The following is a 25266-nucleotide window of genomic DNA, read 5'->3' as shown; positions in this document are numbered from 1 at the left end:
ACTCTCGAATTAGGCCCAAAGGGCAATGCCATTTCATTAGAAACCGAGGGCTCGGTGCTCCCTATGCGCGAAACGGACAGAATCACGGAAACAGCGGCCAATCGCTCGGCGCAGCGCTTTCACCGTGGCAAGCTCGGCCAAGTGCTGGAGCGTTACCTGGATGCCCAGGCCCCTGGCAAGAACCGAGACTACAGCCTCGTCGAGCTGGACCAGCTGTGGCGCGACGCTGCGAATATCGACCCGGCCATCGGCCTGAAACTCTTCTCGGTGTTCACCCCCCAGGACGTGCACGTCCTGGCGTACCTTTGCCTCTACAGTCCGGACGTCTTGTCAGCCTTGCGCCTTTGGGCCAAGTACGTGCCCTTGGCGTCGGACGCGGACAGCATGCGCCTGCTGGACGATGAAAAGGGCATGGGCATCGAACTGCGGGTCAATGCGCCCACCGAAGTGGCGCGCTACATCGTCGAGCACTACGGGGTCATGGCCGTCACGCAACTGCAGCGCGGGACCGGCCAGCCGGTCAAACCGATCCTGGCGCAGTTCGCCCATTCGCGGCCGCCGTACCATGCCCGGTATGTCCAGTGGTTCGGCGAACACCTGGAATTCGATTGCCCGGCCAACCGCTTCTACTTCCACGACCAAACCGCGACGCTGCCGATGCAGACGCGTCATCACGGCATGCTGGAACTGCTGACCCAGGAATTGGACCGCCGCATCTGCGCCCATCGACATTTCACGGGCTGGTCGGCAACGGTGGCTGAAAGCGTGTGGCGTGCGTTGGGGCGAAACGAAGTGCCCAGCCTGGTCAGCGTGGCCCAGGCGCTGAACCACACGCCGCGAACGCTACGCAGGCGTTTGCAGGAGCAGGACACCACCTTCCGACAAGTACTCGATCAAGTACGCGCCGAACTGGAACTGCACCTGGAGATGCAAGGCGAACCGCTGGCGGAGATTGCCGCACGGTTGGGGTATAGCGATACGGCGGCGTATCTGCATGCGCGAGGTCGGTGGCGGTCGTAACGACTCGGTTTTGCTTTAGCTGCGCGCCTCAGGCGTAGCCAGCCGAGCCTTGTCTCGCCCGTGACTGGTGATATGAGTAAGCACCTCGTTCGCGCCGATGTCCGACAGTGAGCCGACTGAGGTCCTGGCTCGAAAAAAAGATCTTTCTCAGCCCATTCGATGAGTGTCCTTGTGCTAGAGAAAAATTTTCCCTAGCATGCAAAGCATGGCCACCGTACATAGCGACCGTAACTGGAAAATAAAAATCTACCCGGACGATCACGCGCCGCCGCACTTCCACGTGCAAACGCCCGATGGCGAGTCGCTGGTGGAGATCGACGGGTTAAAGGTGCTTGGTAAAGGGGCGACTCCAAAAGCCCTGAAAGCCGCTTTGGCCTGGGCGGCAAATCACACGGTTGACCTGCAACGCGTGTGGAATGAACAGAACCGGAGGAGCTGACACATGATCAGCAAAGCCAAAATCAAAAGCGTCAAACCTGTCCCCGGCAAACATGCGTTGCAGGTGGAGTTCGTCAACGGAAAGCGCTATGACGTGGACCTGCGCGAATATATTCGCCAGTTTCCGGTGCTCAAGCCCCTGGAAGACCTGTCTTTGTTCGGGACCGCGCAGGTGGGCGAATGGGGGTTCGATGTGAGCTGGGGTGATGACCTGGAATTGGCGGCTATCACCTTGCATCGATTGGCGTTGGAGCAGGCCGGTGAGGTGATGCCTACTCAGGCATTCAAAGGCTGGATGGCTGCCAACAAACTTTCGCTGACAACCGCCGCACAGGAGCTGGGCTTTACCCGTCGTACCATTACCGCCTACAGCAGTGGCACTTCTCTGATTCCCAAGCACGTGGCCCTGGCCTGTAAGGGCTGGGAGTTTGAATACAAACGCAAGAGAGTGGCAAAAGCTGGAAGCTCAAAGACCCAGCAGACGGGTTGCTGATCAGCAGCGCCTGCCGAGTGAGCTAACGTCAGCGGGCGACTAGACGATGGGAGTGGACGAATATCCCAGTGTGCTGCAAAGACTCCCGTATATCCGGCTTGGCTATCCCATGCCGGTTGGCAAATTGCTCAACCGCCGCCGTATCAAAGCGCGTGGTCTGGATAAAGTCCAAGGCTTCGACGCTGGTATTCATGAACCGCGCAATGGGAGAAATCTTCAGTAGCCACTTCAGCAATCGCAGCGGAATGTAATGCTTGGGAGACTTCAAGCCAATGGGTTGCGCCACCTCTGCCAGGAGTTCTCGCAAGTTGGGCGTCTGGGCATCGAGCGCCAGCAACTCCTGGCCCGCCATGGCAGGATCAAAAGCACTGGCCGCTACCAGCTCGACCAGATAATCCACGGTGACCATGGGCAGCCAGTGCTCGGCTGTACCGGGCACTGCGGTGAGCTTTCCCTGCACCAGGTTGCGGATCAGCGCCACCAGCGGCTGACCGTCAAGGATATGCCCCGTGCGGCTGTGGCCACACACCGTCGAGGGGTGGATCACGGTCATCTCCCCGCCCTTGGCGGACATGAGCGCCAGGGTCGCAAAATGCGCCTCCAGTTTGCTCGCCTCGTAACTGCCGACACGCCGGTAGACCGCAGGCCAATCCGTCAGCTGTGGATAACGAGGATCGATGCCAATGCGTTGCAGATGTTCATGGTTCTTCAGCATGTAGCCGCCGATCATCACCAACCGGCTGTTTTGCTCAGTTGCCAACAGCGCCACACGCTTCGCCCCTTCCACATTCACCGCACGCGCCTGCTCCAATGACAGCCCCCAAGCGAAGTGCGCGCCCAAGTGGAACACGACTTTGGCCTGTCTGAGCACTTCCCGGTCCACAAGACTCAACCCGAGGTTGTCCTGTTCCAGATCGCCCGCGACGGCAAATACCCGGGACGCATTCCCGCCCAAATGCTCGACTTGCTCGCGCAGTGCCGCCAGTCGCTTCGGGCGACGCATCAACACCCGAACGGTGTGACCTTTGGCACTCAGGTTCGCCACCAAATGTTGACCGATAAAGCCGGTACCCCCCGTGACAAAGCACTCCACGCTCATTTCCTGCTCCTGGTTAAGGTGAGGAGCCAAGCGTAAACTGTCGACCCAACTCTACAGTCAAGCGGTGTTTTCATGAAAATCGGCGAACTCGAAACCCGCAGCGGCGCCAGCCGCCATACGCTGCGTTACTACGAGCAAATCGGCCTGATCTCACCGCAGCGGCGAACCAACAACTATCGCGATTACTCAGCGCAAACCCTGCAGGACCTGGACTTTATCCAGCGCGCCCAAAGCATGGGGTTTTCCCTGGGGGAAATAGGCGAGATCCTGAATGCGCAACGCAACCAGCTGATCGACTGTGCTGAAGGCGCCAAGCTGATTGAAAAGAAGATGGCGGAGATCAAACAGAAAATCGCCAACCTCCAGGGCATTTATCAGTATCTGGATCAGGAGCGTGCGAACCTTGAGGCCAGTGCTGCCAGGCAACTTGAGCTTCAGCGGATGAACAGCTCTGCCAACTGATCGTTGCTCTTCAGAAGCTCCGCAAATCATTGCTTACGCTCGTCGAAGAGAAAGCAGCGTCAGAATTGGCTGACGTCTGTGGTGCGATCAGATCCTTCCTCCCACGCTCAGCCGACATCGCCTTGCGCCGTTGCCTACAACTACGCCAGAATCCGCCGGCTTGTGCGCCCTGGGGGGTGTCGGTAGTTTGAGTCCTGTCACTGCTCATCAGTGATCGGGTTTAGCAGCTCGCCGAGTAAGTCGCACAACGCTTCATCAGTCAGGAATCCCCATCCCTGCACTTGATGGTGGCTGTGCGCAGGGCGTCCTCGGACGCGCCGGTTTCTTGTTTCCCCGGTCGACTAACCTGCGTACAGCTGCCTCCCATCGTTTAGTCGCGAGCGGGTGACGGCTCCCACTACAGGAAGCAAGACGATGGCAAAAGTTACTCCAAATCCCCCAGGGACAGACGATTCCGTATCCCGCGTTCAGTCAGCGCGAAACAAAGAACTCGACGACGCAGCCACGCGAGCGTTGGATTACTACCTCAAACCCAAGCCTCAGACAGAAACGTCTGACAATCCCAATACCATTTTCCGCATCGCTGCTGATGTGGATTCTGAGTGTTTGCTTGCCAGCCTCAGTGAGAACCTGGCTTCGGCCAATGCCATGATTGGTGATCTGGCGTCCGATCTGGATGGCTCGCGACGGCGTGTGGCGTTGGGGATTCAGCAGGTGATTGAGCTGAGTGAGCTGATGGCTAATCGGGCGTTGGATATTGTTGAGGTGAGGTAGCGGGCCGGCGGCGTTCAACAGCAAGAAAAAAGGTCTTGCTTAGCAAGACCTTTTTCAATCAGTCCGTGTACCGAATGTTAGGCGTGCGCTGCGCGCTCAAACACCTCATCAGCCCACTGGTTCAGGCTTTTGCCGGCGGTTTGAGCCGCAATGGTAGCGGCAGCATGCACCTCAGGACGAATGCGCAGCATCACCTTGCCGGAGGCAGGCTTCTCAGGGCTGATGCCTTGCTCGGCACAGTCCGCCAGGTAATCCTCAACAGCACTGGCAAACTCGGCACGCAGCTCGGTCACGGAATCAGCGTGAAAACTGATGATGTCACGCACGCCCAGAATCCGACCGACGAAAATGTCATCACGCTCATCAAACTCAATTCGGGCTGTATAGCCCTTATAGGTCATGCTGTTCATAGCTCAACTCCTGCCCGCTGGAAAAATTCGCGAGCCTCTTCTACCTGATATTTCTTGGCCTCTTTCCCAGGGTGTGGCCGATGGCAACGCCATTGGGCCCCACCCAGCACCAGCTTGATCCGCGAACCTTCGCGCTCCAGCACTTGGCCACCCAGATGGATCACCAAGGCTTCAATGTCAGCAAACACTATCGCCGCGCTCGTTGGCGTGCGGTGGATCGCTTCAAGGGTTTTCCGGTGCCTGTTTTTCATGCGGCTGATGCTATCAAAAAAAGATAGCACTATCTAGCCAGTTTGAAAGGAAGGAACTGTCATGTCTCCATGCTTATCGCGGACGGGAGTGCATTGAGGCCCATGGTGCGTGGCTGCTCTTTACACCTCAGCCAAGGGGATTCGCGTCTATGAAAGGAGTGATTGTTGAAGGGAGGCAGCGCCAGCGTAGGTCGACACCCCATGGTGCGGTCAGAATATCCGCGTCGACCCAGCTTTCGCGTTATCGCCCGACATCGCCTTGCGCCTTTGCCTACAACTACGCCAGAATCCGCCGGCTTGTGCGCCCTGGGCCGTGTCGGTAGTTTGAGTCCTGTCACTGCTCATCAGTGATCGGGTTTAGTCGCCCGTCTCAACCTAAGGCGTAACACGTCCCTGTCCGTCAGGCTTTGCTGTTCCTGTACCGATGGTGGCTGTACGCAGGGCGCCCTCGGGCGCGCCGGGATTCTTAGGTTCACCGGTCGACTAACCTGCGTACAGCTGCCGCCCCCTCGTTTAGTCGCGAGGAGGTTTCAGCCTCACTTACAGGAACCTAAGTTGATGGCAAAAATTACTCCAAATCCCCCAGGGACAGACGACTCCGTATCCCGCGTCCAGTCCGCCAGGAAAAAAGAACTCGACGACGCAGCCACGCGAGCGTTGGATTACTACCTCAAGCCCAAGCCTCAGAAAGAAACGTCCGACAATCCCAACACAATTTTTCGCATTGCGGCTGATGTGGATTCTGAGTGTTTGCTTGCCAGCCTCAGTGAGAACCTGGCTTCGGCCAATGCCATGCTCGGTGACTTGGCGTCCGATATGGATGGATCGCGACGGCGTGTGGCGTTGGGGATTCAGCAGGTGATTGAGCTGAGTGAGCTGATGGCGAATCGGGCGTTGGATATTACTGAGATGAGGTAGCAGATGTCCGGACATACAAGGTCCGACAGTTGTAAGTCTTCTATGTCCGGTCAGGCTTGCTATTTTTAACATCGGTTTTATTTGCTGCAACCGTATTTATATGATTTATTAAACTACTTGTTGGTGTTTGTTAGGTAGAGTCTTTTAGCTCGGTTTTCATGCGCGTCTTCATGGTGGTATCAGGGTTTGTTTTTTTTGGGGTCGCCGCTTAGAGTGAATGGGCGAAAGATTTCTTTGCTAGAAAAATGTTCAGGTAACCAAAACTTAGATTCTAGATTTATATGCTCTGTTTTTGTGCTGTGGAGTTCATTGCTCAGCTCCTTTGCAAGCAGCTTTGTGGTTCCTTCTTTTTTAAATTTAGATATCCAGCTGCCGGCTCTGTCGGATAGTTTTTCGATTTTCTTAAAGTAAAAAAATGCTCCAGGATTTTCCGTGGGATTTAGCTTCTTTGTAAGTTCAGCAGTTTTTACCAATATTTCTGAAGAGCAGCTTGCATCTGATATTAAAGCTTCTCGCAAATGGTTGACCAACAGTTCCAATCTTAAGTTTGGAGCACGTGTTTCATATATTTCTTCAGCTAAATTATATTGTTGCCGTCCAGTCTCTAAGTGGCCTATGCGGTAGTAAAACATTCCGGTATTCGCTAGTGCATGCGCTTTTAGTGACCAATCATCGTTTTCTGCTAATGAGTTAAGAGTGCGTAGGTGTTTTTCAATGAGTCCAGGTGTTTCTCTGGCGGTTTGGCTTAGGTCAGTACTTGCCATCCATGCGAATATTTGATTTAATTTTAGCGTTGCGTTATGTGGATTGGCAACTAGACCTTTGGTTGTGATTTTTAGTAGTAAATCATAGTCGTCTAACAGGGCTGCTAAATAGGAAATTGCGATAGCTGGTCCACTTGAGTAAGGCTCTTGGTTGTACCATGCTTTAGCAAAGTCTATTGCAAGCGGAATATCTTGCTTGCTATAGGCCTCCCAATACTGAGCTTCGTAAGCAACTACATGTGAATCTAACGGTACATCAACTAATCTTTTTAGTCTTGAGTTTCGCTCAGCCCATTTAGCCTGAGCTAAAGAATTTTGGTTAGGATCTAGTAGCGATTGCTTGAAAAAATTTCTTGCCTTTTTTTCTGCGCCATTTAACAGTTCTAGGGTTCCAAAAGAACTTGCTAGCTCAGACATGTGTATAGGTGGAATGTTAGAATCTAATAAATTTTTTCCTATTGATAGTAGTTTTGAGTGTTTATTGGCTTTGCGGGAAACAGCCATTTCGGTAGCAATCAGCCAAGGGTCAGATCGTATGTTGGGGTTTTTTAGAAGTGTGTTGTGAGCCCGGTCAGGTTCGTTGAAGTGTACAAACACTCTAGCCCCAATACGACTCACCCAACGGTGATCATTTGCATAATGTAATGCGGCTAACATTGCTTTTATCGAGCGTTCTTTTTCTCCAAAAATGGCATATTCCCTAGATAAGTCTGCCCATATAAGAGGATTGTTATTTGAGAATTTAAGTTGTCTTTTTAATTTTGCTATAGGATGTTCGGTGGGGATGGAATGCTCCGAGATTTGAGGGTTCCAAGGATCGTGCAAAAGTTTTACTAATGATGGCGAAAGAAGACGTTTGTCTTTAAGGTATTTTGAAGCTATTTCGACACTTTCTCGATCGTTTTCTATAATCGCGACATTGAGGAGTTCTGTGGCTATGCCGACCGTTTGAGTAGTGTAAAACTCTTCAAGAATGCCTGGTGCAGATTTTTCTATGCTGAATTGTGCTTTGTTTTTTCTCACTGACTTTAATTCAGGCATGCCCGCCACACTGTGTGACGTCATCCAGGCAGGTAATACATCTCTATCCGTGTCAAGATGCTTCATGGTGCACCTCAGAATTTATTGATTTCTTAAGATTTTACGAGCTTCAATAGTCGCTTTGAAACCAAGTCTGTCGAACTGTGAGACAAACCTGTTAAGCCCGAGATTAGACGGCTGGGCACCTAAGGTTTTTCTTGAGCCTCTCTCACTGAATGAAGGTGTACCACATTGCTGAAGAATGTCGATGATCTCGGGAGCTAGCCAAGTAGGAAGTTCTTTTTCCCACTCTTGAAGAACCTCATTGAATATTTTTATTAAATGTGGAAGCGCGTCGAGGTAGGAAGCGTGATTTCCCCCCCATGCTATTGGTACCAATTCTAAGGGGAGCCTATTCTTCAATATGGTGTTCAGGCTCGTGGAAAATAGTAAGTAGCTTATTAGTGATGCAAATTGATATAAGTCACATCTTTGGCGTCGGTCATACCAATTGTCTAATGGATAGCCATACAGTTGTTCTGGAGGCGCATATGCATAATCTCCAGCTATTTTATAAAGGTCATTACTGCTATTTATATCGCGTTTGCTTGCACGGCCCAAATCTCCGATTTTAGCCGTGGCACCGCCGAAAATCATTACATTGGAAGGCTTGAGATCTTGATGGGCGATTTCAGCTCCGTGTAACTGAATTATTCCCGATGCTACATCCCGCAGATAGTATAGTTTTACCGACAAGTCAATGTACTCAGAGCTACCTATATAATTTCTTACGTCTCCACCATCTGCTAACTCCATTATCATGTACGGTACGGCGCTAATTTGCTCGCCAGGAAATGGAGGTAAATTTATCTGCCCGTGAGCCAATATTTTAACAATTCTTTTCATGTTTTTATCGGCGCATATCGAATGAAGCTTGGTTTCGAATTCGTAAGCCTGCAAATGAGCTAGGAGCGTAGTGGTGAATGTTTCCCCAGCGGCCACTGCTTTATTAATGGGGGTCAATATATCGAAAGCCTTCAAAAATGCTTTTCGTTCACCACTTGCTACCTCATATGAAACAGAGAAAAACCCACCCGTGCCCCCGCTGCGACGTCCAGTAGGAATCATATTTCCTACTTCCCAACCTCCTTCCAAGGTAGCACCGCTTAGCCGCTCTGCTGGGTTTACATTAGTTGTGCTCATTAGTAATTCCCTACATATGGATTAGGTGGAATGTCATTCTGCAGAGGCTTCAATTTTCGGTCTGGATTTACTGAGTAGCATAAATATTATCATCTTCTAAAAATGGAAGTTGATTTTGTGTTAGCTGTTCAAGCGTGTTGCGTTGCTCTTCTAAAAATGGTGCTCCCTTGACTCTATCGTAAAGTTTTAACAGGCGGCTTTTAGCCCTTGCTATAACAATTTGATAGTCCATGGGTTGGATGATGCAGTTATCATTGTCACGACGAGCTTCTTTCTCAAAGGGGTCTACTTCGTTGCCTAAGACAAAACACATAACTCTAGTCGATCGACTTATGAGTCCTTTTTTCATTAGCTCGCTCACATACTTCCAGCATTGAGCTTTTTCTTCTGTGCTAATTGCTACCCCTGGTTTTTTAAGTTCTACTACTACCAGTTTGTCAATGCCTATTTCGCCGCCGTCACTATCATATGTTGGATAGCAATATGTCCCAACGGTGCTGTCTGGAAGGATCGCGAAGTCTGGACGATTTTTGCTTCCCGTATCGTCAGCTTTGAAAAGCCTCTGTATTACTTTCGTCATTCCTTCGTTTGAAGTGAACTCAATAGTTTCATACTCGGGTCCGAAAATCCAAAGGCCTTGATGGAAAAGTGGTTGTAAATCTTGTACTTCTCTAGTGTTGGTGTCTAAAACTCTTTCTTTTAACTCGTCAAGAAGTTTAAGGCGGATTTGAAGTTCATCTAATACTTCTTTGGCTAAATCTAGGCTCCAGTCGTTGAGGATGTTGTGTAAACTATCAAGCTGGTCCGGCTTTAGCTCGTGAAGCTTGCTTATTAATAAGTACTTATTGTCTGATTTTTCTAGGCTTACAAGTATTTCTGAAATTTTTAATAGGTCTTTCTCTGAAAGGCTGGGGCATTCTTCTTGAACCTTAGTTATTACTTTTTCCCAACGTTCTTTTCGTAGAGGGGTTAAGTTGCTTATTTGGATATTTTGCTTTTGCTTGATGTTGCTTAAAGTTTGGTCGCGCTTTTGTTGTGTCTGACCTAAGATGTGAGCTTTTATGAATTCAAAGCTCGCATCTCGGGCTTTAATAAAATCTTGTGTTTCGTTGAATCCTGTCCAGTCGGCCCTTATTGAATCGTTTTTGTTAAGGAAGTCTGCATCGATAATAAAAGTATGACGTTTGGCTTCTGCAGATCTTCCGTCAATTATTTCGTCGAAGCCATTATCTTTCCAGTTCGCTTCACCTACTAATCGACCATTTACATGCCATGCTACGCCGTGCTGTTTTGTCGTTTTATCAGACTCGATGGTATCAATTATTGTTATTTTTAGTTTTTTGTCATCTTCGAGAGTGATTTCGTTAATCGATATGTTTGTTTCGGGGATGTTGGAAAAGTTAACTTTGACGCCATTTACATAACAAGAAAACGAGGGGTCTGTCAAAAATCTCATGCCTACTTCAGACAAAATCGTACTTTCTGGTATTCTAGAAGGAGTGGCGTCGGGTACGAAAATTCGAGTTCCGTTAGGGCGTGAGGTTTTTTCTGATTTTAATTTATTTGTTCTGAAGGGTGTTGAGATATTCTCTATAGTCACTTCGTATTGAATGAACGTCCCGTTATGTGCGGACTCCACGATGTAACGCTCTCCAAAACAGAAACCTGCGAACCTGCCTATTCCATTTTTACCGAAAACGGTACGTTTTTTATTGTTTATAGTTATATTATCGCCCTGAGAGGAAATTCTGTCGTACGCCAATGTTCGCCAACGAGAAATGAATTCTTCCTCGGACATTCCGGTGCCGTTGTCACTGATGGAAAAATTTTGTTCATTTTCCGTGGTCGGCCAAATTATTCTGACTTCGCTTGCGCCGGCGTCCCATGAATTTGCGATTAATTCGACAATGGCTACCTTAGGGTCGTAAAGAATATTACGTCCGACAAACTTCTCTAAGAATTTTGGTCCAAATAAGCATGCCTGTTCCATTAGTTTCCTCCTTGAATCCAGCTGTAAGAGACGCTAATGGGTCATGTGTTCCTCCCCATAACCCAAACGCTGTGAGCCACATACAACCAATAACTCTAGCCTCGGAGATAGGTGTGGCTTCGCCCCGCATGGTTTAGAGGGGGGGCGGCATAACGCTACTACAGACATGGACGCTTGGACAGTGTCATTTCATTGGTGTTGACGGCTTTTGGGTTGTACGGATTTTTCAATCTCTCGTTCTGAACGGGGGGAGAAGGGACTGGTTCATTTTCTATAGGGAAAAATAGGCCCGTCCCTCATATCTCATCCCAAGATCCCGAATCGATAGCTACTACGGGCAGTCGTAACCAATGGCATAGCCATACCGGGAGGTGATCTGGCGTCGGCGTCCTGGCTTCAGTACTCGTTCTCCAGCCCGAATGCACGCAAGCCTATCGGCCCGACGGATATCCGTTGGGCCGATGTCATTTTTGTGATGGGGCGTAAGCACGAGTATCGTCTACGGGCAGAGTACGCTTGGCTGCTTGAGCACAAGCGGCTGCACGTTCTGGATACTCCCGATGACTATCGCTTCTTGGACCCTGAGCTGGTGGACATGCTTTAGCGAGCGATGACGTCGTATCTGTGCATCTGAGCGAGCGTAGGTTTGAGACGCTTAGTCGAACTCACTGGGGAGGCGACATCCCATCCTTCAGTGGCTAGGCGAAACGATCAAGCTCACAGGCAACTCACCCGCAATTTCCGATAACTCCGTCCGCAAAGCCACAGCGTTTTTAACCAGGCTGCGAGGGTCATAAACGAAGAAAATGATTGCATGGCATTCGGGATGGGCCCGATAGCGTGCGATATCCAGAATAAGCTCGTCCGCCAGCGATCTTGCCGTCATGCCATCGCGGGTCATCTTGAGTTCAAGAAAGAGCCCGTGTTCAGGCAGGAAGAAGTCTGCACGAGTTGCGCCCGCCGCCATGCTCGGGGCCGGCTCTTCAGCTTTTACATTATCGAACTGCATTCTTAGTATTGCATTGATCAGAAACTGTACGTCGTATTCATCGTCGAGCTGGATGCCCTTTCGGCCGCGTGGGCGGTGTTCCAGATCTTTCGCAAAACGGTGAAAACGCAGCAGCATGCGCTCGATGATCTGGTCGGCTCGCTCCTCGGTGTCGGGGAGCGCGGACATATCAAAGGAGAAGTGCTCTTGGAGTATCTGTTCCTCAAACCTGCGTTGCGCTTTCGGTGGTCTTTGGAAAATGACGCAGATTGCTATCCCGATCAGAAACAATTCGATAGTCAGGAACAAGACTAGATAGCCTATGGTGACTGTCACTTTGTACTGGCTATCAAGCTTGTATTTACTGCCTCCTCCTTGCCTGGGCTCGTCTCGTGGAACCAGTTGCAGGTTGAAAGTGACCGTCACGCCGCCAATTCGATGGACACCCTGTAAACCGCGCAGCGAGTCCAGGCCTATCTCCCCTCGGTTGTAGAGGTCGAGCAGAGCAAAGATCTCCCGGGTTGCCTGTTGATACTCTTCGCTGTTGATCACCTCAAGCACTGCGGGATTGGTAAGTCCTGAGTCCTCAAACCGTGGGGCTATCCAGGAACAGTAGGTGAGGATGGGCATGAACACCAATATGGTGAAGCCGACCTTGGCGAACATGCGCCAGCGCCGGTTCTCCATCACTAACTCACCCAGTGTGTCTTTCTCGCCGCTTCTGGAAAAAAATGCAGAGATCCATTTCAGCAAAACGTATTTCTCCAAGATGTTGGGTTGCGCCAGGTTCCGCAGGTTTACTGGATATCTTTTAGGTAATCCCTGAGGGTTAGAAGCGGATTCCGAAGCTCCTCAACCGTCTGGGTCGCGCTGAAGTCAGTTGCCAACCGGCCCAATTCCCGTCCCAAAGCTGTGTTGCTGCCTCCAATTGCTTCCAGTGCCAAGTCCAGGCAGTGCTGCACTTTCGCCTGGATAGCTTGGATGTCTTCTCTGCGGATCAACAACCCAAACACCTCCCGATCACATCCGCCCATCAACGGATCATCCCGCAGAATCGGACTGTGGCCCTCTGTTTCATAAGCCAGTTTGAGGGAGTAAAGAGCGACTGTTTCCAGTAGCAATTCCATGGGGTGAAATCCTTTGTCGGCGGGTGAGGAGGGGCGGTGGGTTAACTGGGCGTCGTAAGGCGGAGCATCGGTGGTGGCTGTGAGGTTTTTGTGAGCGCTTTGCGCTCAAGCGGGAGCAAGCTCCCTCGCCACGGGTTTTCACTAGCCACAGGTGCTTACTAGCAGCAGGTTCTCGCTAGCCACGGATTCTTCCTTGCCTCAGGTTTGGTGGTTGGGGCCGCTTCGCGACCCAGCGGGGATAAATCCCCTCGCCACAAAAGCAGGTGGAGATTGGTTGGGATCTGCGTTAGCCGCGAAAAACTACTTTCCTGCAGGCGAAAAAAAAGACCTTGAATTTCAAGGTCTTTCTTTAAGATGGTGCCCCGAGGGAGACTCGAACTCCCACTCCTTTCGAAAACGGATTTTGAATCCGCCGCGTCTACCAATTCCGCCATCAGGGCTCAATGGCGGCGAAGTATAGAGAGGTGACTACCGTTGGTCAATCACGTTTCATGGTCAATTTTTGATATTTCCGCTAGACTTTCCGGCCCTGCTAGACGAACCCCATCATGCGTGTTGCTGACTTTACCTTCGAACTCCCTGATTCGCTGATCGCTCGCCACCCGCTGGCCGAGCGTCGCGCCAGTCGACTGTTGACCCTGGACGGGGTCAGCGGTGCCATGGCTCACCGTCAATTCACTGATTTGCTTGAGCATTTGCGCCCGGGCGATTTGATGGTGTTCAACAATACCCGGGTGATTCCGGCGCGGTTGTTTGGCCAGAAAGCCTCCGGCGGCAAGCTGGAGATTCTGGTGGAGCGGGTGCTGGACAGTCATCGCGTGCTGGCCCATGTGCGCTCCAGCAAGTCGCCCAAGCCGGGTTCGTCGATCTTGATCGACGGCGGGGGCGAGGCGGTGATGGTGGCGCGGCATGATGCGTTGTTTGAGCTTGCGTTTGCCGAAGAGGTGTTGCCGCTGCTCGACCGTGTCGGGCACATGCCGTTGCCTCCTTATATAGATCGCCCGGACGAAGGTTCGGACCGCGAGCGTTATCAGACTGTATACGCCGAGCGCCTGGGGGCGGTGGCGGCACCGACGGCGGGGCTGCATTTCGATCAGCCGTTGCTGGAGGCGATTGCCGCCAAGGGCGTGGAGACCACGTTCGTGACGCTGCACGTCGGCGCCGGGACGTTCCAGCCGGTGCGGGTCGAGCGCATCGAAGACCACCACATGCACAGCGAATGGCTGGAAGTGAGCCAGGAAGTGGTCGATGCGGTAGCGGCCTGTCGCGCTCGTGGCGGTCGGGTGGTGGCGGTGGGGACCACCAGCGTGCGTTCCCTGGAAAGCGCCGCCCGCGACGGCGTGCTCAAGCCGTTCAGTGGCGATACCGATATCTTCATCTATCCGGGCCGGCCGTTTCATGTGGTCGATGCCCTGGTCACCAACTTTCATTTGCCCGAATCCACATTGTTGATGCTGGTTTCGGCGTTCGCCGGGTATCCCGAGACCATGGCCGCCTACAAGGCCGCCGTCGAGCATGGATACCGCTTTTTCAGCTACGGTGATGCGATGTTCATCACCCGTAACCCCGCGCCACGCGGACCCGAGGAAACAGTATGAGTCGCACCTGTCGCATGTCCTTCGAGTTGCTCGCCACCGATGGCAAGGCTCGTCGCGGTCGCCTGACCTTCCCGCGCGGTACGGTGGAAACCCCGGCATTCATGCCGGTGGGCACCTACGGCACGGTCAAGGGCATGCTGCCACGGGACATCGAGGCCATCGGCGCGGAGATCATCCTGGGCAACACCTTCCACCTGTGGCTGCGTCCGGGCATGGACGTGATCAAGGCCCACGGCGACCTGCACGATTTCATGCAGTGGAAAGGCCCGATTCTGACCGACTCCGGCGGCTTCCAGGTGTTCAGCCTGGGTGCCATGCGCAAGATCAAGGAGGAGGGCGTGACCTTCGCCTCGCCGGTGGACGGTTCCAAGGTGTTCATGGGCCCGGAAGAGTCGATGCAGGTGCAGCGCGACCTGGGCTCGGACATCGTGATGATCTTCGATGAATGCACGCCGTACCCGGCCGATGAAGACGTGGCGCGGGTGTCCATGGAGCTGTCGTTGCGCTGGGCCCAGCGCTCGAAGAACGCCCACGGCGACAACACCGCGGCGCTGTTCGGCATCGTCCAGGGCGGCATGCACCAGGACCTGCGCATGCGCTCGCTTGAAGGCCTGGACAAGATCGGCTTTGACGGCCTGGCGATTGGCGGCCTGTCGGTGGGCGAGCCCAAGCACGAAATGATCAAGGTGCTGGATTATCTGCCGGGCCAGATGCCCGCTGACAAACCTCGTTACCTTATGGGCGTTGGCAAACCGGAAGATCTGGTTGAGGGTGTGCGCCGCGGGGTGGACATGTTCGATTGCGTGATGCCAACCCGTAATGCCCGCAATGGGCATCTGTTCGTCGACACGGGCGTGCTGAAGATCCGTAACGCGTTCCATCGCCATGATGATTCGCCGCTGGATCCAACCTGCGATTGCTACACGTGCAAGAACTTCTCCCGCGCTTATCTGCATCATTTGGACAAGTGCGGCGAAATGCTCGGTAGCATGTTGAATACGATCCACAATTTGCGCCATTACCAGGTGCTGATGGCTGGTTTGCGCGAGGCTATTCAACAGGGTACATTGGCCGCCTTCGTCGAGGCCTTCTATGCCAAGCGCGGGTTGCCTGTTCCGCCCTTGGACTGAGTTTTCCGATCCTAAGATTCAATACTTGCAACTGGAGTGCTAAATGAGCTTTTTTATCTCTAACGCCATGGCTGATGCCGCTGCCCCTGCAGCTGCGCCTATGGGTGGCGGTTTCGAGTGGATTTTCCTGGTCGGCTTCCTGGTGATCTTCTACCTGATGATCTGGCGTCCACAGGCCAAGCGCGCCAAAGAGCAGAAGAACCTGCTCAGCAGCCTGCAGAAGGGCGACGAAGTGGTGACCACCGGTGGTATCGCCGGCAAGATCACCAAAGTGGCCGATGACTTCGTGGTACTGGAAGTGTCCGACACTGTTGAAATGAAGTTCCAGAAGGGCGCTATCGCGGCCACGCTGCCAAAAGGCACGCTGAAAGCGATCTAAGGTTTCAAACTTCTCTTCAATCGACGGGGCGCGCAAGGCGCCCCGCGTCATAAGCGGGCGGCGTGATGCTGAACAAATACCCTCTGTGGAAATATGTACTGATCCTGGCGGTGCTGGCGGTCGGTGTGATTTATTCCGCTCCCAACCTCTACCCGGATGACCCGGCCATTCAGGTCAGTGGCGCCAGCACGGCGTTGCAGGTCACCCAGGCGGATCTGGACCGTGCGAGCGCGGCGCTCAAGGCGTCCAATATCGAGGTCAAGGCTGCCTCCATCGCCGAAAACGGCAAGGGCGGCCTGTTGCGTCTGGTCAAGGCTGAAGACCAACTGCCGGCCAAGGACGTGGTGCGCAAGGCGTTGGGCGATGAATACGTCGTGGCCCTGAACCTGGCCCAGACCACCCCGCAATGGCTGCGCAAACTCGGCGCGCATCCGATGAAGCTGGGCCTGGACTTGTCCGGTGGTGTGCACTTCCTGCTGGAAGTGGACATGGACAAGGCCCTCGACGCCCGGATGAAAGTCTACGAAGGCGACGTCAAGAGCCTGTTGCGCAAAGAGCGCGTGCGCTATCGCAGCCTGCCGGCGTTCAACGGTGCCATTCAGCTGGGCTTCAGCGATGAAGATACCCGCGAGCAGGCCCGTGCACTGATCCGCAAGAGCTTCAACGATTTCGACATCGTACCGGCCGACCTCAATGGTCAGGCGGTGCTGCGTCTGGCGATGACCCCGGCCAAGCTGGCGGAAATCCGCGAATACTCCATCAAGCAGAACCTGACCACGGTCCGTAACCGGGTCAACGAGCTGGGCGTGGCCGAACCGATCGTGCAGCGCCAGGGCGCCAACCGCATCGTGGTCGAGCTGCCCGGCGTGCAGGACACCGCCGAAGCCAAGCGTATCCTCGGCAAGACCGCCAACCTGGAATTCCGCCTCGCGGCCGAGCCGGGTGCGTCCAAGGCCACGTCCGAAAGCTTCGAATTCCGCGAAGGCAATCGCCCGGCGGCGCAGATCGAGCGCAGCCTGATCATCACCGGTGACCAGGTGACCGACGCCCAGGCGAGTTTCGACGAACACGGTCGTCCACAGGTGAACATCCACCTCGACGGCCACGGCGGCGAACTGATGAGCCGCGCCACGCGCAGCAACGTCGGTCGCAGCATGGCGGTGATCTTCATCGAGCAGAAGCCGATCACCACCTACACCCGTCAGGTGGTCAACGGCGTCGAGAAAGACGTCGCGGTGCAAGCGTTCAAGGAAGAGAAGAAGATCATCAGTCTGGCGACCATCCAGTCGCCACTGGGCAGCCAGTTCCGCATTACCGGCCTGAACGGCCAGGGCGAATCCTCGGAACTGGCCCTGCTGCTGCGTGCCGGTGGCCTGGCCGCACCGATGTACTTCGCTGAAGAGCGCACCATTGGCCCGAGCCTGGGTGCCGACAACATCACCAAGGGTATCGACGCTTCGCTGTGGGGCATGCTGTTCGTGTCGCTGTTCATCATCGCCATCTACCGCTTCTTCGGCCTCATCGCCACCGTCGCGCTGGCGGTGAACATGGTGATGCTGCTGGCGCTGATGTCGCTGCTGGGCGCCACGCTGACCCTGCCGGGTATCGCCGGTATCGTATTGACCATGGGTATGGCGGTGGACGCCAACGTGCTGATCTTCTCGCGGATACGTGAAGAGATCGCCGCGGGCATGTCGATCCAGCGGGCAATCAACGAAGGCTTCGGCCGGGCATTCACCGCGATTCTCGACTCCAACCTGACCACCTTGCTGGTCGGCGGGATTCTCTTTGCCATGGGCACCGGCCCGGTCAAGGGCTTCGCAGTGACCATGTCCCTCGGGATCTTTACCTCGATGTTCACAGCCATCATGGTGACCCGCGCAATGGTCAACCTGATCTTTGGCGGTCGTGACTTCAAGAAGTTGTGGATTTAAGGGGCTGCCATGTTACGTACAATCAACTTCATGGGCGTTCGCAACATTGCGTTCGGCGTCACATTGTTTCTCACTGTACTGGCGTTGTTCAGCTGGGCCACCAAGGGCTTGAACTACGGCCTGGACTTCACCGGCGGTACGCTCATCGAGCTGACCTACGAGCGTCCGGCCGATGTCACCAAGGTGCGTGAGCAACTGGCGACCTCGGGCTACAGTGAAGCCATCGTCCAGAGCTTTGGCGCCACCACCGACTTGTTGGTGCGCATGCCAGGCGAAGATCCGCAGTTGGGTCATCAGGTAGCCGAGGCCTTGCAGAAGGCCGGCGGCGATAACCCGGCCCAGGTCAAGCGCGTCGAGTTCGTCGGTCCACAAGTGGGCGAGGAACTGCGCGACCAGGGCGGCCTCGGCATGTTGATGGCGCTGGGCGGCGTGCTGCTCTACCTGGCCTTTCGCTTCCAGTGGAAGTTCGCGGTGGGTGCGATTGTCTCGCTGATCCACGACGTGATCGTGACCGTGGGCATCCTGTCGTTCTTCCAGATCACCTTCGACCTGACGGTGCTGGCGGCGGTGCTGGCGATCATCGGTTACTCGCTCAACGACACCATCGTCGTGTTCGACCGGGTGCGTGAAAACTTCCGGGTGCTGCGCAAGGCTTCGCTGATCGAGAACATCAACATCTCGACCACCCAGACCCTGTTGCGGACCATGGCGACTTCGATCTCCACCCTGCTGGCGATTGCGGCGCTGCTGTTCTTTGGTGGCGACAACCTGTTCGGTTTCTCCATCGCGCTGTTCATTGGTGTGATGGCGGGTACTTATTCGTCGATCTACATCGCCAACGTGGTGCTGATCTGGCTGAACCTGAGCACCGAGGACCTGATTCCTCCCGCGGCCACCGAAACAGAGGTGGACGACCGCCCATAAGGCCCGTCGCCCCGTCCGTCACCGCTGAAAAGGCGCGAGTTGAACTCGCGCCTTTTTTTATGCTCCAAGGCTGGGAGAAGCGCGGATTATTCCGCTGGTGATGGCCAGGAGGTTCAAGTGAACAAATCGATGCTGGTTGGTGCGGTATTGGGTGCTGTCGGTGTCACTGCCGGTGGTGCGGTCGCCACCTACAGCTTGGTGAAAAGTGGTCCTGAGTACGCGCAAGTATTGGCCGTGGAACCGGTCAAAACCCAGATCAAGACCCCGCGTGAAGTGTGCAAGGATGTTACCGTGACCCGTCAGAGACCGGTCCAGGACCAACACCAGATCGCCGGCACCGTATTGGGCGCCGTGGCGGGTGGTCTGTTGGGTAACCAGATCGGCGGCGGCACCGGCAAGAAAATCGCTACCGTGGCGGGGGCGGCCGGTGGTGGTTATGCCGGTAACAAGATTCAGGAAGGCATGCAGGAGCGCGACACCTACACAACGACCCAGACTCGCTGCAACACCGTCAATGACATCAGCGACAAGGTTGTAGGCTACGACGTTCGCTACATGCTCGATGGCAAGGAAGGTAAAGTCCGCATGGACCGCGACCCGGGCAACCAGATCCCGGTGAACAAAGAAGGTCAACTGATCCTGGGGCAGAACGAACCAGCCCAGTGATCCAACCGCTACAGAAAAGCACCCTTCGGGGTGCTTTTTTGTGCCCGTGATCCATGACTCACCGCCAACCCCTTGTGGGAGCGAGCTTGCTCGTGATTGCAGTGGGTCAGTCTGCATCCGTATTCAGGGTGGCATCCTTTGTGGCGAGGGGATTTATCCCCGCTGGGCTGCGTAGCAGCCCCCCTTCACAAGCAGTCAATTCAATCTGCCTGGCATACCGGGTTGCTAGCATATAGGGTCGCTTCGCGCCCCAGCGGGGATAAATCCCCTCGCCACAGAGAGAGTTGCTTGCATGGGCGGATTCTAGCAGGCATAAAAAAAGCACCCCGAAAGGTGCTTTTCTGTAGCCGGGCTGCTTAGCGCTTCAGCGAAGCCGGCAGATGTGGCTGGATAGCAGTGAGCACAGCCTTGAAGCATTTGGTGTTGCCGGCAACGATATGGCCTTTCTCAAGGAAGTCGTGACCACCGGTGAAGTCGCTCACCAGGCCGCCAGCTTCCTGGATCAGCAGGGCGCCTGCCGCCATGTCCCATTCGGACAGGCCCGATTCCCAGAACGCATCGAAACGGCCCGCAGCCACATAAGCCAGGTCCAGGCTCGCGGCACCCGCGCGGCGGATGCCGGCGGTCTGGCCGACCAGGGCGCGGAACATGCCCAGGTAGTTGTCCAGGTTGTCCATTTGGTCGTCACGGAACGGGAAGCCGGTACCCAACAGGGCGCCGTCCAGGCTGGTGCGGCCGCTGACGCGCAGGCGACGGCCGTTCAACTGGGCGCCGCGGCCACGGCTGGCGGTGAATTCTTCCTGGCGAACCGGGTCCAGCACGACAGCGTGTTCCAGGCGGCCACGGTATTTGCAGGCGATGCTGACAGCGAAGTGAGGGATGCCACGCAGGAAGTTGGTGGTGCCGTCCAGTGGATCGATGATCCACAGGTACTCTTCACCCTCGATGCCGGTACCAGCGTGCATTCCGGTCTCTTCACCCATGATCGAGTGGTTCGGGTAAGCCTTGCGCAGGGCGTCGACGATTTTCTGTTCGGCGGCGCGATCCACCTCGGACACGTAGTCCTTGGCGTCTTTTTCATCGACCTTGATGGTATCCAGGCGCTCGATGGAGCGGAAGATCAGTTCACTGGCGCTGCGGGCGGCGCGCAGCGCGATATTCAGCATTGGCTGCATGGATGTGTCACCTAAGGTTGTTAAAGAAAGCCGGGCATTCTATCAGAAAGTTTTATCAGGAGAAGGTTGGCGTTCGCTTTCATAGCTTAACGGTAGGTGCTTATGTAAGATTTGCTCCCCTTTATCGTGTTCGAGAGCGCCTCCCTTGTTGCAGAACATTCGTGTCGTCCTGGTCAATACCAGCCATCCGGGTAACATCGGCGGAGCTGCGCGGGCCATGAAGAACATGGGCCTGTCGCGTCTGGTGCTGGTCGAGCCAAGGGTGTTTCCCCATCACGAAGCCGACGCCCGGGCATCCGGCGCCGGTGACATCCTGGCCAATGCGCAAGTCGTCGCCACCCTGGAAGACGCTCTGGTGGGTTGTAACCTGGTGCTCGGCACCAGCGCCCGTGATCGCCGCATTCCCTGGCCACTGCTCGACCCCCGCGAATGCGGCACGAAGGTGGTCGAGGAAGCCGCGCAAGGCTTTGAAATCGCCCTGGTGTTCGGCCGTGAAGACTCCGGCCTGACCAACGAAGAGCTGCACCGATGTCACTTTCACGTGCATATCCCTTCCGACCCCGGTTTCAGTTCGCTGAACCTCGGGGCGGCGGTGCAGGTGTTGAGCTATGAAGTGCGCATGGCCTGGCTGGCGGCCGAAGGCAAGCCCAGCAAGGTCGAAAAAACCGAGGTGACGTCGCCGCGCAGTGAGACACTGGCGACCATGGATGAACTGGAGCGATTCTATGAGCACCTGGAGCAGACCCTGGTGGACATCGAATTCCTTGACCCGGACAAGCCTCGGCACTTGATGGCACGCCTGCGTCGGTTGTACGGACGAAGCTCGGTCAGCCGGGCGGAGATGAATATATTGCGCGGCATCCTCACGGAAACCCAGAAAGCGGCCCGTGGCGAGCTGATTAAGCGGAAGGAATAAAATGTTCGATCGTTTGCGTGAAGATATCCAAAGCGTTTTCCATCGTGACCCGGCGGCGCGCAACGCCTTTGAAGTGCTGACCTGCTACCCGGGGATGCACGCGATCTGGCTGCATCGTTTGTCTGGCGCACTGTGGAGCATGGGCTGGAAGTGGTTGGCGCGGCTGGTCTCCAACTTCGGCCGTTGGCTGACCGGGATCGAGATCCATCCGGGCGCCAAGGTAGGTCGTCGGTTTTTCATCGACCACGGCATGGGCATCGTCATTGGTGAAACCGCCGAGATCGGCGATGACGTGACCCTGTACCAGGGTGTGACCCTGGGCGGCACCAGTTGGAACAAAGGCAAGCGCCACCCAACGCTGGAAGACGGCGTGGTGGTAGGTGCGGGCGCCAAGGTGCTTGGGCCGTTCACCGTGGGCGCCGGGGCGAAAGTCGGCTCCAACGCTGTGGTCACCAAGGCCGTGCCGCCTGGCGCGACCGTGGTCGGTATTCCGGGGCGGATCATCGTCAAGTCCGACGAGGAGCAGGACGCCCGCCGCAAGGCCATGGCCGAAAAGATCGGCTTCGATGCCTATGGCGTCGGCGAAGACATGCCCGACCCGGTCGCTCGGGCCATCAATCAGTTGCTTGATCACCTGCAAGCCGTTGACGGGCGTCTGGAGGGGATGTGCGGCGCCCTGAAGGAGCTGGGGAGTAATTATTGTGCCAAGGACCTGCCTGAACTGCGCGAGGAAGACTTCGCGTGTGTGAAGGATAAGGATGAAACCCAGACCGGTTGAAACCTGACTGGCCTCATCGCGAGCAGGCTCGCTCCCGCATTGGCTTTGTGGTGTGCCTCGATTGTGCAGCCACCAAAGATCCCCTGTGGGAGCGAGCCTGCTCGCGATGAACGATAACGCGGTATCGCTGGTCCTGCCCGCCAAGCCTTTGCTATCATGCGCCCGCTCTTTCGCGGGTAAACCCGAGTAACCCACTAGGTCTTATACTTGACTTAAATACTCGGGAATTGCATACTCGCCCCCATTCCGAACTCCGTGGTAATTGTCCATGCGACTGACTACAAAAGGCCGATACGCCGTGACCGCGATGCTGGATCTGGCATTGCACGCGCAGCACGGGCCGGTGTCCCTGGCCGATATCTCCGAGCGCCAGGGCATTTCCCTGTCTTATCTCGAGCAGCTGTTCGCCAAACTGCGCCGCAGCAACCTGGTGTCCAGCGTTCGCGGTCCAGGCGGCGGCTACCAGCTGTCCCGTGACATGCAAGGCATCCAGGTCGCCCAGGTGATCGATGCCGTGAACGAATCGGTCGATGCGACCAAATGCCAGGGCCTTGGCGACTGCCATGGCGGCGATACTTGCCTGACCCACCACTTGTGGTGCGACCTGAGCTTGCAGATCCACGAATTTCTGAGCGGTATCAGCTTGGCTGACCTTGTCACTCGTCGTGAGGTGCAGGAAGTAGCCCAGCGTCAGGACCAGCGCCGTTGCAATGGCAAGGCGCCGCACCTGGACAAGATTGAAGCGTCCGCCGTCGAATGACCGCCGCAGAGCAAGCGGAACGCCAGCCAGCCTGATTTAGGAGAGAGTCCATGAAATTGCCGATTTACCTTGATTACTCTGCGACCACCCCGGTTGATCCGCGTGTCGCGCAAAAAATGAGTGAATGCCTGCTGGTCGACGGAAACTTCGGCAACCCGGCGTCCCGCTCCCACGTATTCGGTTGGAAAGCCGAGGAAGCGGTCGAGAACGCCCGTCGCCAGGTCGCCGATCTGGTCAACGCCGACCCGCGTGAGATCGTCTGGACCTCCGGTGCCACCGAGTCCGACAACCTGGCAATCAAGGGTGTCGCGCATTTCTACCATACCAAGGGCAAACACCTGATCACCTCCAAGATCGAGCATAAGGCGGTCCTGGACACCACGCGCCAACTGGAGCGTGAAGGTTTCGAAGTCACCTACATCGAGCCTGGCGAAGACGGCCTGATCACCCCAGCCATGGTCGAAGCCGCCCTGCGCGACGACACCATCCTGGTTTCGATCATGCACGTGAACAACGAAATCGGCACCATCAACGACATCGCGGCCATCGGCGAACTGACCCGCTCCAAAGGCGTGCTGTTCCATGTCGACGCGGCCCAGTCCACCGGCAAGGTCGACATTGACCTGTCCAAGCTCAAAGTCGACCTGATGTCGTTCTCCGCCCACAAGACCTACGGCCCGAAAGGCATCGGTGCGCTGTACGTGAGCCGCAAGCCGCGTGTTCGCCTCGAAGCGACCATGCACGGTGGCGGTCACGAGCGCGGCATGCGTTCCGGCACCCTGGCGACCCACCAGATCGTCGGCATGGGTGAAGCCTTCCGTGTTGCCAAGGAAGACATGGCCGCCGAGAACGTGCGCATCAAGGCCCTGAGCGACCGCTTCTTCAAGCAGGTCGAGCACCTGGAAGAGCTCTACGTCAACGGCAGCATGACCGCCCGCGTCCCGCACAACCTGAACCTGAGCTTCAACTACGTTGAAGGCGAGTCGCTGATCATGGCGCTCAAGGATCTGGCCGTGTCGTCCGGTTCGGCGTGCACCTCGGCGTCCCTCGAGCCTTCGTACGTACTGCGCGCCCTGGGCCGCAACGACGAACTGGCCCACAGCTCGATCCGCTTCACCTTCGGCCGCTTCACCACCGAAGAAGAAATCGATTACGCCGCGCAGAAAGTCTGCGAGGCCGTGACCAAGCTGCGCGCTCTGTCGCCGCTCTGGGACATGTACAAAGACGGCGTCGACATCTCGAAGATCGAGTGGGCGGCGCACTGAAGAAGTCGCCACCAGAGCGACTCATTGATGAGGATTGAAGCAAATGGCATATAGCGAAAAGGTCATCGACCACTACGAGAACCCGCGCAACGTCGGCAAGATGGACGCGCAGGATCCTGATGTCGGCACCGGTATGGTCGGCGCCCCGGCCTGCGGCGACGTGATGCGTCTGCAGATCAAGGTCAACGAGCAGGGCATCATCGAAGACGCCAAGTTCAAAACCTACGGCTGCGGCTCGGCCATCGCGTCCAGCTCCCTGGCCACCGAGTGGATGAAGGGCAAGACCATCGACGAAGCCGAAACCATCAAGAACACCCAGCTGGCCGAAGAACTGGCCCTGCCGCCAGTGAAAATCCACTGCTCGGTACTCGCTGAAGACGCCATCAAGGCCGCCGTTCGCGACTACAAGCAGAAGAAAGGCTTGATCTGAACCGCGACAGGTAAGGAGTTTTCCATGGCTATCCAGATGACAGAAGCAGCCGCCAAACACGTACAGCGCTCCCTCGCGGGGCGCGGCAAGGGCGAGGGCATCCGCCTGGGTGTTCGCACCACCGGTTGTTCCGGCCTTGCCTATGTACTGGAATTCGTCGATGAAGTCGGCGAAGACGACCAGGTGTTCGAGAGTCATGGTCAAAAAGTGATCATCGACCCGAAAAGCCTGACGTACCTGGACGGCACTGAGCTGGATTTCGTCAAGGAAGGGTTGAACGAAGGCTTCAAGTTCAACAACCCCAACGTGCGCGGTGAGTGTGGCTGCGGCGAAAGCTTCAACATCTGAGGCGGC

The 25266-nt window shown here is 55.5% G+C and carries 27 protein-coding genes, 1 tRNA gene and 1 pseudogene; 19 read left to right on the top strand and 10 right to left on the bottom strand.

Annotated features, from left to right (window positions below):
• Positions 1-63: 63 nt before the first annotated feature.
• From EGM97_RS01065 to EGM97_RS01055, 3 genes are all read left to right on the top strand, one after another.
• On the top strand, positions 64-1020 hold the full coding sequence (locus EGM97_RS01065; protein ID WP_238961467.1) for an AraC family transcriptional regulator ligand-binding domain-containing protein: 957 nt from the start codon (positions 64-66) through the stop codon (positions 1018-1020).
• A 205-nt stretch (positions 1021-1225) separates the two neighbouring features.
• Positions 1226-1459 (top strand): DUF4160 domain-containing protein, encoded by a 234-nt coding sequence (locus tag EGM97_RS01060; protein WP_238961466.1) that lies wholly within the window; start codon positions 1226-1228, stop codon positions 1457-1459.
• A gap of 3 nt (positions 1460-1462) precedes the next feature.
• Positions 1463-1951, top strand: a complete 489-nt coding sequence (locus EGM97_RS01055; RefSeq protein ID WP_238961465.1) for a DUF2442 domain-containing protein — start codon at positions 1463-1465, stop codon at positions 1949-1951.
• Between the two features lie 28 nt (positions 1952-1979).
• On the opposite strand, the gene EGM97_RS01050 is transcribed toward EGM97_RS01055, so the two are convergent.
• Complete coding sequence (locus tag EGM97_RS01050; protein ID WP_238961464.1) at positions 1980-3050, bottom strand: SDR family oxidoreductase; 1071 nt, start codon at positions 3048-3050, stop codon at positions 1980-1982.
• A 72-nt stretch (positions 3051-3122) separates the two neighbouring features.
• Between EGM97_RS01050 and EGM97_RS01045 the strand changes: the two genes are divergently transcribed.
• A complete protein-coding gene (locus tag EGM97_RS01045) occupies positions 3123-3512 on the top strand; it encodes a MerR family transcriptional regulator (protein ID WP_238961463.1) in 390 nt (129 codons plus the stop codon).
• Positions 3513-3926: 414 nt separating this feature from the next.
• On the top strand, positions 3927-4286 hold the full coding sequence (locus tag EGM97_RS01040; protein WP_238961462.1) for a DUF6124 family protein: 360 nt from the start codon (positions 3927-3929) through the stop codon (positions 4284-4286).
• Positions 4287-4363: 77 nt separating this feature from the next.
• On the opposite strand, the gene EGM97_RS01035 is transcribed toward EGM97_RS01040, so the two are convergent.
• Together EGM97_RS01035 and EGM97_RS01030 are read right to left on the bottom strand one after the other, a co-directional pair.
• A complete protein-coding gene (locus EGM97_RS01035) occupies positions 4364-4696 on the bottom strand; it encodes a type II toxin-antitoxin system HicB family antitoxin (RefSeq protein ID WP_238961461.1) in 333 nt (110 codons plus the stop codon).
• Positions 4693-4947 carry a type II toxin-antitoxin system HicA family toxin gene (locus tag EGM97_RS01030; RefSeq protein ID WP_238961460.1) on the bottom strand — a complete coding sequence of 85 codons (255 nt, stop codon included), beginning with the start codon at positions 4945-4947 and terminating at the stop codon, positions 4693-4695. Before EGM97_RS01030 ends, EGM97_RS01035 begins: the two co-directional genes overlap by 4 nt.
• 558 nt (positions 4948-5505) lie before the next feature.
• Between EGM97_RS01030 and EGM97_RS01025 the strand changes: the two genes are divergently transcribed.
• A complete protein-coding gene (locus EGM97_RS01025; protein ID WP_238961459.1) occupies positions 5506-5865 on the top strand; it encodes a DUF6124 family protein in 360 nt (119 codons plus the stop codon).
• Positions 5866-6044: 179 nt separating this feature from the next.
• Here the strand turns inward: EGM97_RS01025 and EGM97_RS01020 are convergent, their stop codons facing one another.
• From EGM97_RS01020 to EGM97_RS01010, 3 genes are all read right to left on the bottom strand, one after another.
• A complete protein-coding gene (locus EGM97_RS01020) occupies positions 6045-7736 on the bottom strand; it encodes a hypothetical protein (protein ID WP_238961458.1) in 1692 nt (563 codons plus the stop codon).
• Positions 7737-7751: 15 nt separating this feature from the next.
• The gene (locus EGM97_RS01015; protein ID WP_238961457.1) at positions 7752-8852 is read right to left on the bottom strand and encodes a protein kinase domain-containing protein; all 1101 of its coding nucleotides are present in this window, start codon (positions 8850-8852) and stop codon (positions 7752-7754) included.
• 67 nt (positions 8853-8919) lie between these two features.
• Positions 8920-10842 carry an ATP-binding protein gene (locus EGM97_RS01010; RefSeq protein ID WP_238961456.1) on the bottom strand — a complete coding sequence of 641 codons (1923 nt, stop codon included), beginning with the start codon at positions 10840-10842 and terminating at the stop codon, positions 8920-8922.
• A 324-nt stretch (positions 10843-11166) separates the two neighbouring features.
• On the opposite strand from EGM97_RS01010, the pseudogene EGM97_RS01005 reads away from it, so the two are divergent.
• Positions 11167-11446 (top strand): annotated as a pseudogene (locus EGM97_RS01005) (phosphotyrosine protein phosphatase).
• Between the two features lie 87 nt (positions 11447-11533).
• Here the strand turns inward: EGM97_RS01005 and EGM97_RS01000 are convergent.
• The 3 genes from EGM97_RS01000 to EGM97_RS00990 form a co-directional block, all read right to left on the bottom strand.
• On the bottom strand, positions 11534-12583 hold the full coding sequence (locus EGM97_RS01000; RefSeq protein ID WP_238961455.1) for a PD-(D/E)XK nuclease domain-containing protein: 1050 nt from the start codon (positions 12581-12583) through the stop codon (positions 11534-11536).
• A gap of 44 nt (positions 12584-12627) precedes the next feature.
• Positions 12628-12957, bottom strand: coding sequence for a hypothetical protein (locus EGM97_RS00995; protein WP_238961454.1), 330 nt, complete (start codon positions 12955-12957; stop codon positions 12628-12630).
• A gap of 355 nt (positions 12958-13312) precedes the next feature.
• A tRNA-Leu gene (locus EGM97_RS00990) sits at positions 13313-13397 on the bottom strand.
• Positions 13398-13505: 108 nt separating this feature from the next.
• Between EGM97_RS00990 and queA the strand changes: the two genes are divergently transcribed.
• The 6 genes from queA to EGM97_RS00960 all read left to right on the top strand — a co-directional run bounded on the left by queA (position 13506) and on the right by EGM97_RS00960 (position 19588).
• Complete coding sequence (gene queA, locus EGM97_RS00985) at positions 13506-14555, top strand: tRNA preQ1(34) S-adenosylmethionine ribosyltransferase-isomerase QueA (protein ID WP_238961453.1); 1050 nt, start codon at positions 13506-13508, stop codon at positions 14553-14555.
• Positions 14556-14569: 14 nt separating this feature from the next.
• On the top strand, positions 14570-15685 hold the full coding sequence (gene tgt / locus EGM97_RS00980; protein WP_238961630.1) for a tRNA guanosine(34) transglycosylase Tgt: 1116 nt from the start codon (positions 14570-14572) through the stop codon (positions 15683-15685).
• A gap of 43 nt (positions 15686-15728) precedes the next feature.
• Positions 15729-16064, top strand: coding sequence for a preprotein translocase subunit YajC (gene yajC, locus EGM97_RS00975; RefSeq protein ID WP_007956696.1), 336 nt, complete (start codon positions 15729-15731; stop codon positions 16062-16064).
• Positions 16065-16129: 65 nt separating this feature from the next.
• Entirely contained in the window at positions 16130-17998 is a 1869-nt protein-coding gene (secD, locus tag EGM97_RS00970; protein ID WP_238961452.1) for a protein translocase subunit SecD, read from the top strand.
• 9 nt (positions 17999-18007) lie between these two features.
• On the top strand, positions 18008-18922 hold the full coding sequence (gene secF / locus EGM97_RS00965; RefSeq protein ID WP_238961451.1) for a protein translocase subunit SecF: 915 nt from the start codon (positions 18008-18010) through the stop codon (positions 18920-18922).
• A 117-nt stretch (positions 18923-19039) separates the two neighbouring features.
• On the top strand, positions 19040-19588 hold the full coding sequence (locus tag EGM97_RS00960; protein WP_053152520.1) for a glycine zipper 2TM domain-containing protein: 549 nt from the start codon (positions 19040-19042) through the stop codon (positions 19586-19588).
• A gap of 356 nt (positions 19589-19944) precedes the next feature.
• Here the strand turns inward: EGM97_RS00960 and suhB are convergent, their stop codons facing one another.
• Positions 19945-20763, bottom strand: coding sequence for a type III secretion system regulator SuhB (gene suhB, locus EGM97_RS00955; RefSeq protein ID WP_072388174.1), 819 nt, complete (start codon positions 20761-20763; stop codon positions 19945-19947).
• Between the two features lie 145 nt (positions 20764-20908).
• Here suhB and trmJ point away from each other — a divergent pair, with 145 nt between their 5' ends.
• The 6 genes from trmJ (at position 20909) to iscA (ending at position 25260) form a co-directional block, all read left to right on the top strand.
• Positions 20909-21679 carry a tRNA (cytosine(32)/uridine(32)-2'-O)-methyltransferase TrmJ gene (gene trmJ, locus EGM97_RS00950; RefSeq protein ID WP_053152523.1) on the top strand — a complete coding sequence of 257 codons (771 nt, stop codon included), beginning with the start codon at positions 20909-20911 and terminating at the stop codon, positions 21677-21679.
• A 1-nt stretch (position 21680) separates the two neighbouring features.
• On the top strand, positions 21681-22457 hold the full coding sequence (gene cysE / locus EGM97_RS00945; RefSeq protein ID WP_238961450.1) for a serine O-acetyltransferase: 777 nt from the start codon (positions 21681-21683) through the stop codon (positions 22455-22457).
• A 268-nt stretch (positions 22458-22725) separates the two neighbouring features.
• Positions 22726-23217: a Fe-S cluster assembly transcriptional regulator IscR gene (iscR, locus tag EGM97_RS00940; protein WP_024777044.1), complete on the top strand. Its 492-nt coding sequence runs from the start codon at positions 22726-22728 to the stop codon at positions 23215-23217.
• Positions 23218-23267: 50 nt separating this feature from the next.
• Positions 23268-24482, top strand: a complete 1215-nt coding sequence (locus tag EGM97_RS00935) for an IscS subfamily cysteine desulfurase (protein ID WP_238961449.1) — start codon at positions 23268-23270, stop codon at positions 24480-24482.
• A gap of 43 nt (positions 24483-24525) precedes the next feature.
• Positions 24526-24912 (top strand): Fe-S cluster assembly scaffold IscU, encoded by a 387-nt coding sequence (iscU, locus tag EGM97_RS00930; RefSeq protein WP_238961448.1) that lies wholly within the window; start codon positions 24526-24528, stop codon positions 24910-24912.
• Positions 24913-24936: 24 nt separating this feature from the next.
• A complete protein-coding gene (gene iscA, locus EGM97_RS00925; protein WP_030139597.1) occupies positions 24937-25260 on the top strand; it encodes an iron-sulfur cluster assembly protein IscA in 324 nt (107 codons plus the stop codon).
• The last annotated feature ends 6 nt before the right edge of the window (positions 25261-25266 follow it).

Source organism: Pseudomonas sp. AF32 (assembly GCF_022342325.2).
In the GTDB taxonomy this organism is placed as follows: domain Bacteria; phylum Pseudomonadota; class Gammaproteobacteria; order Pseudomonadales; family Pseudomonadaceae; genus Aquipseudomonas; species Aquipseudomonas uvaldensis.
Note: the sequence above shows the minus strand (reverse complement) of the source record. Positions and strands in the feature narration are given on the sequence as shown.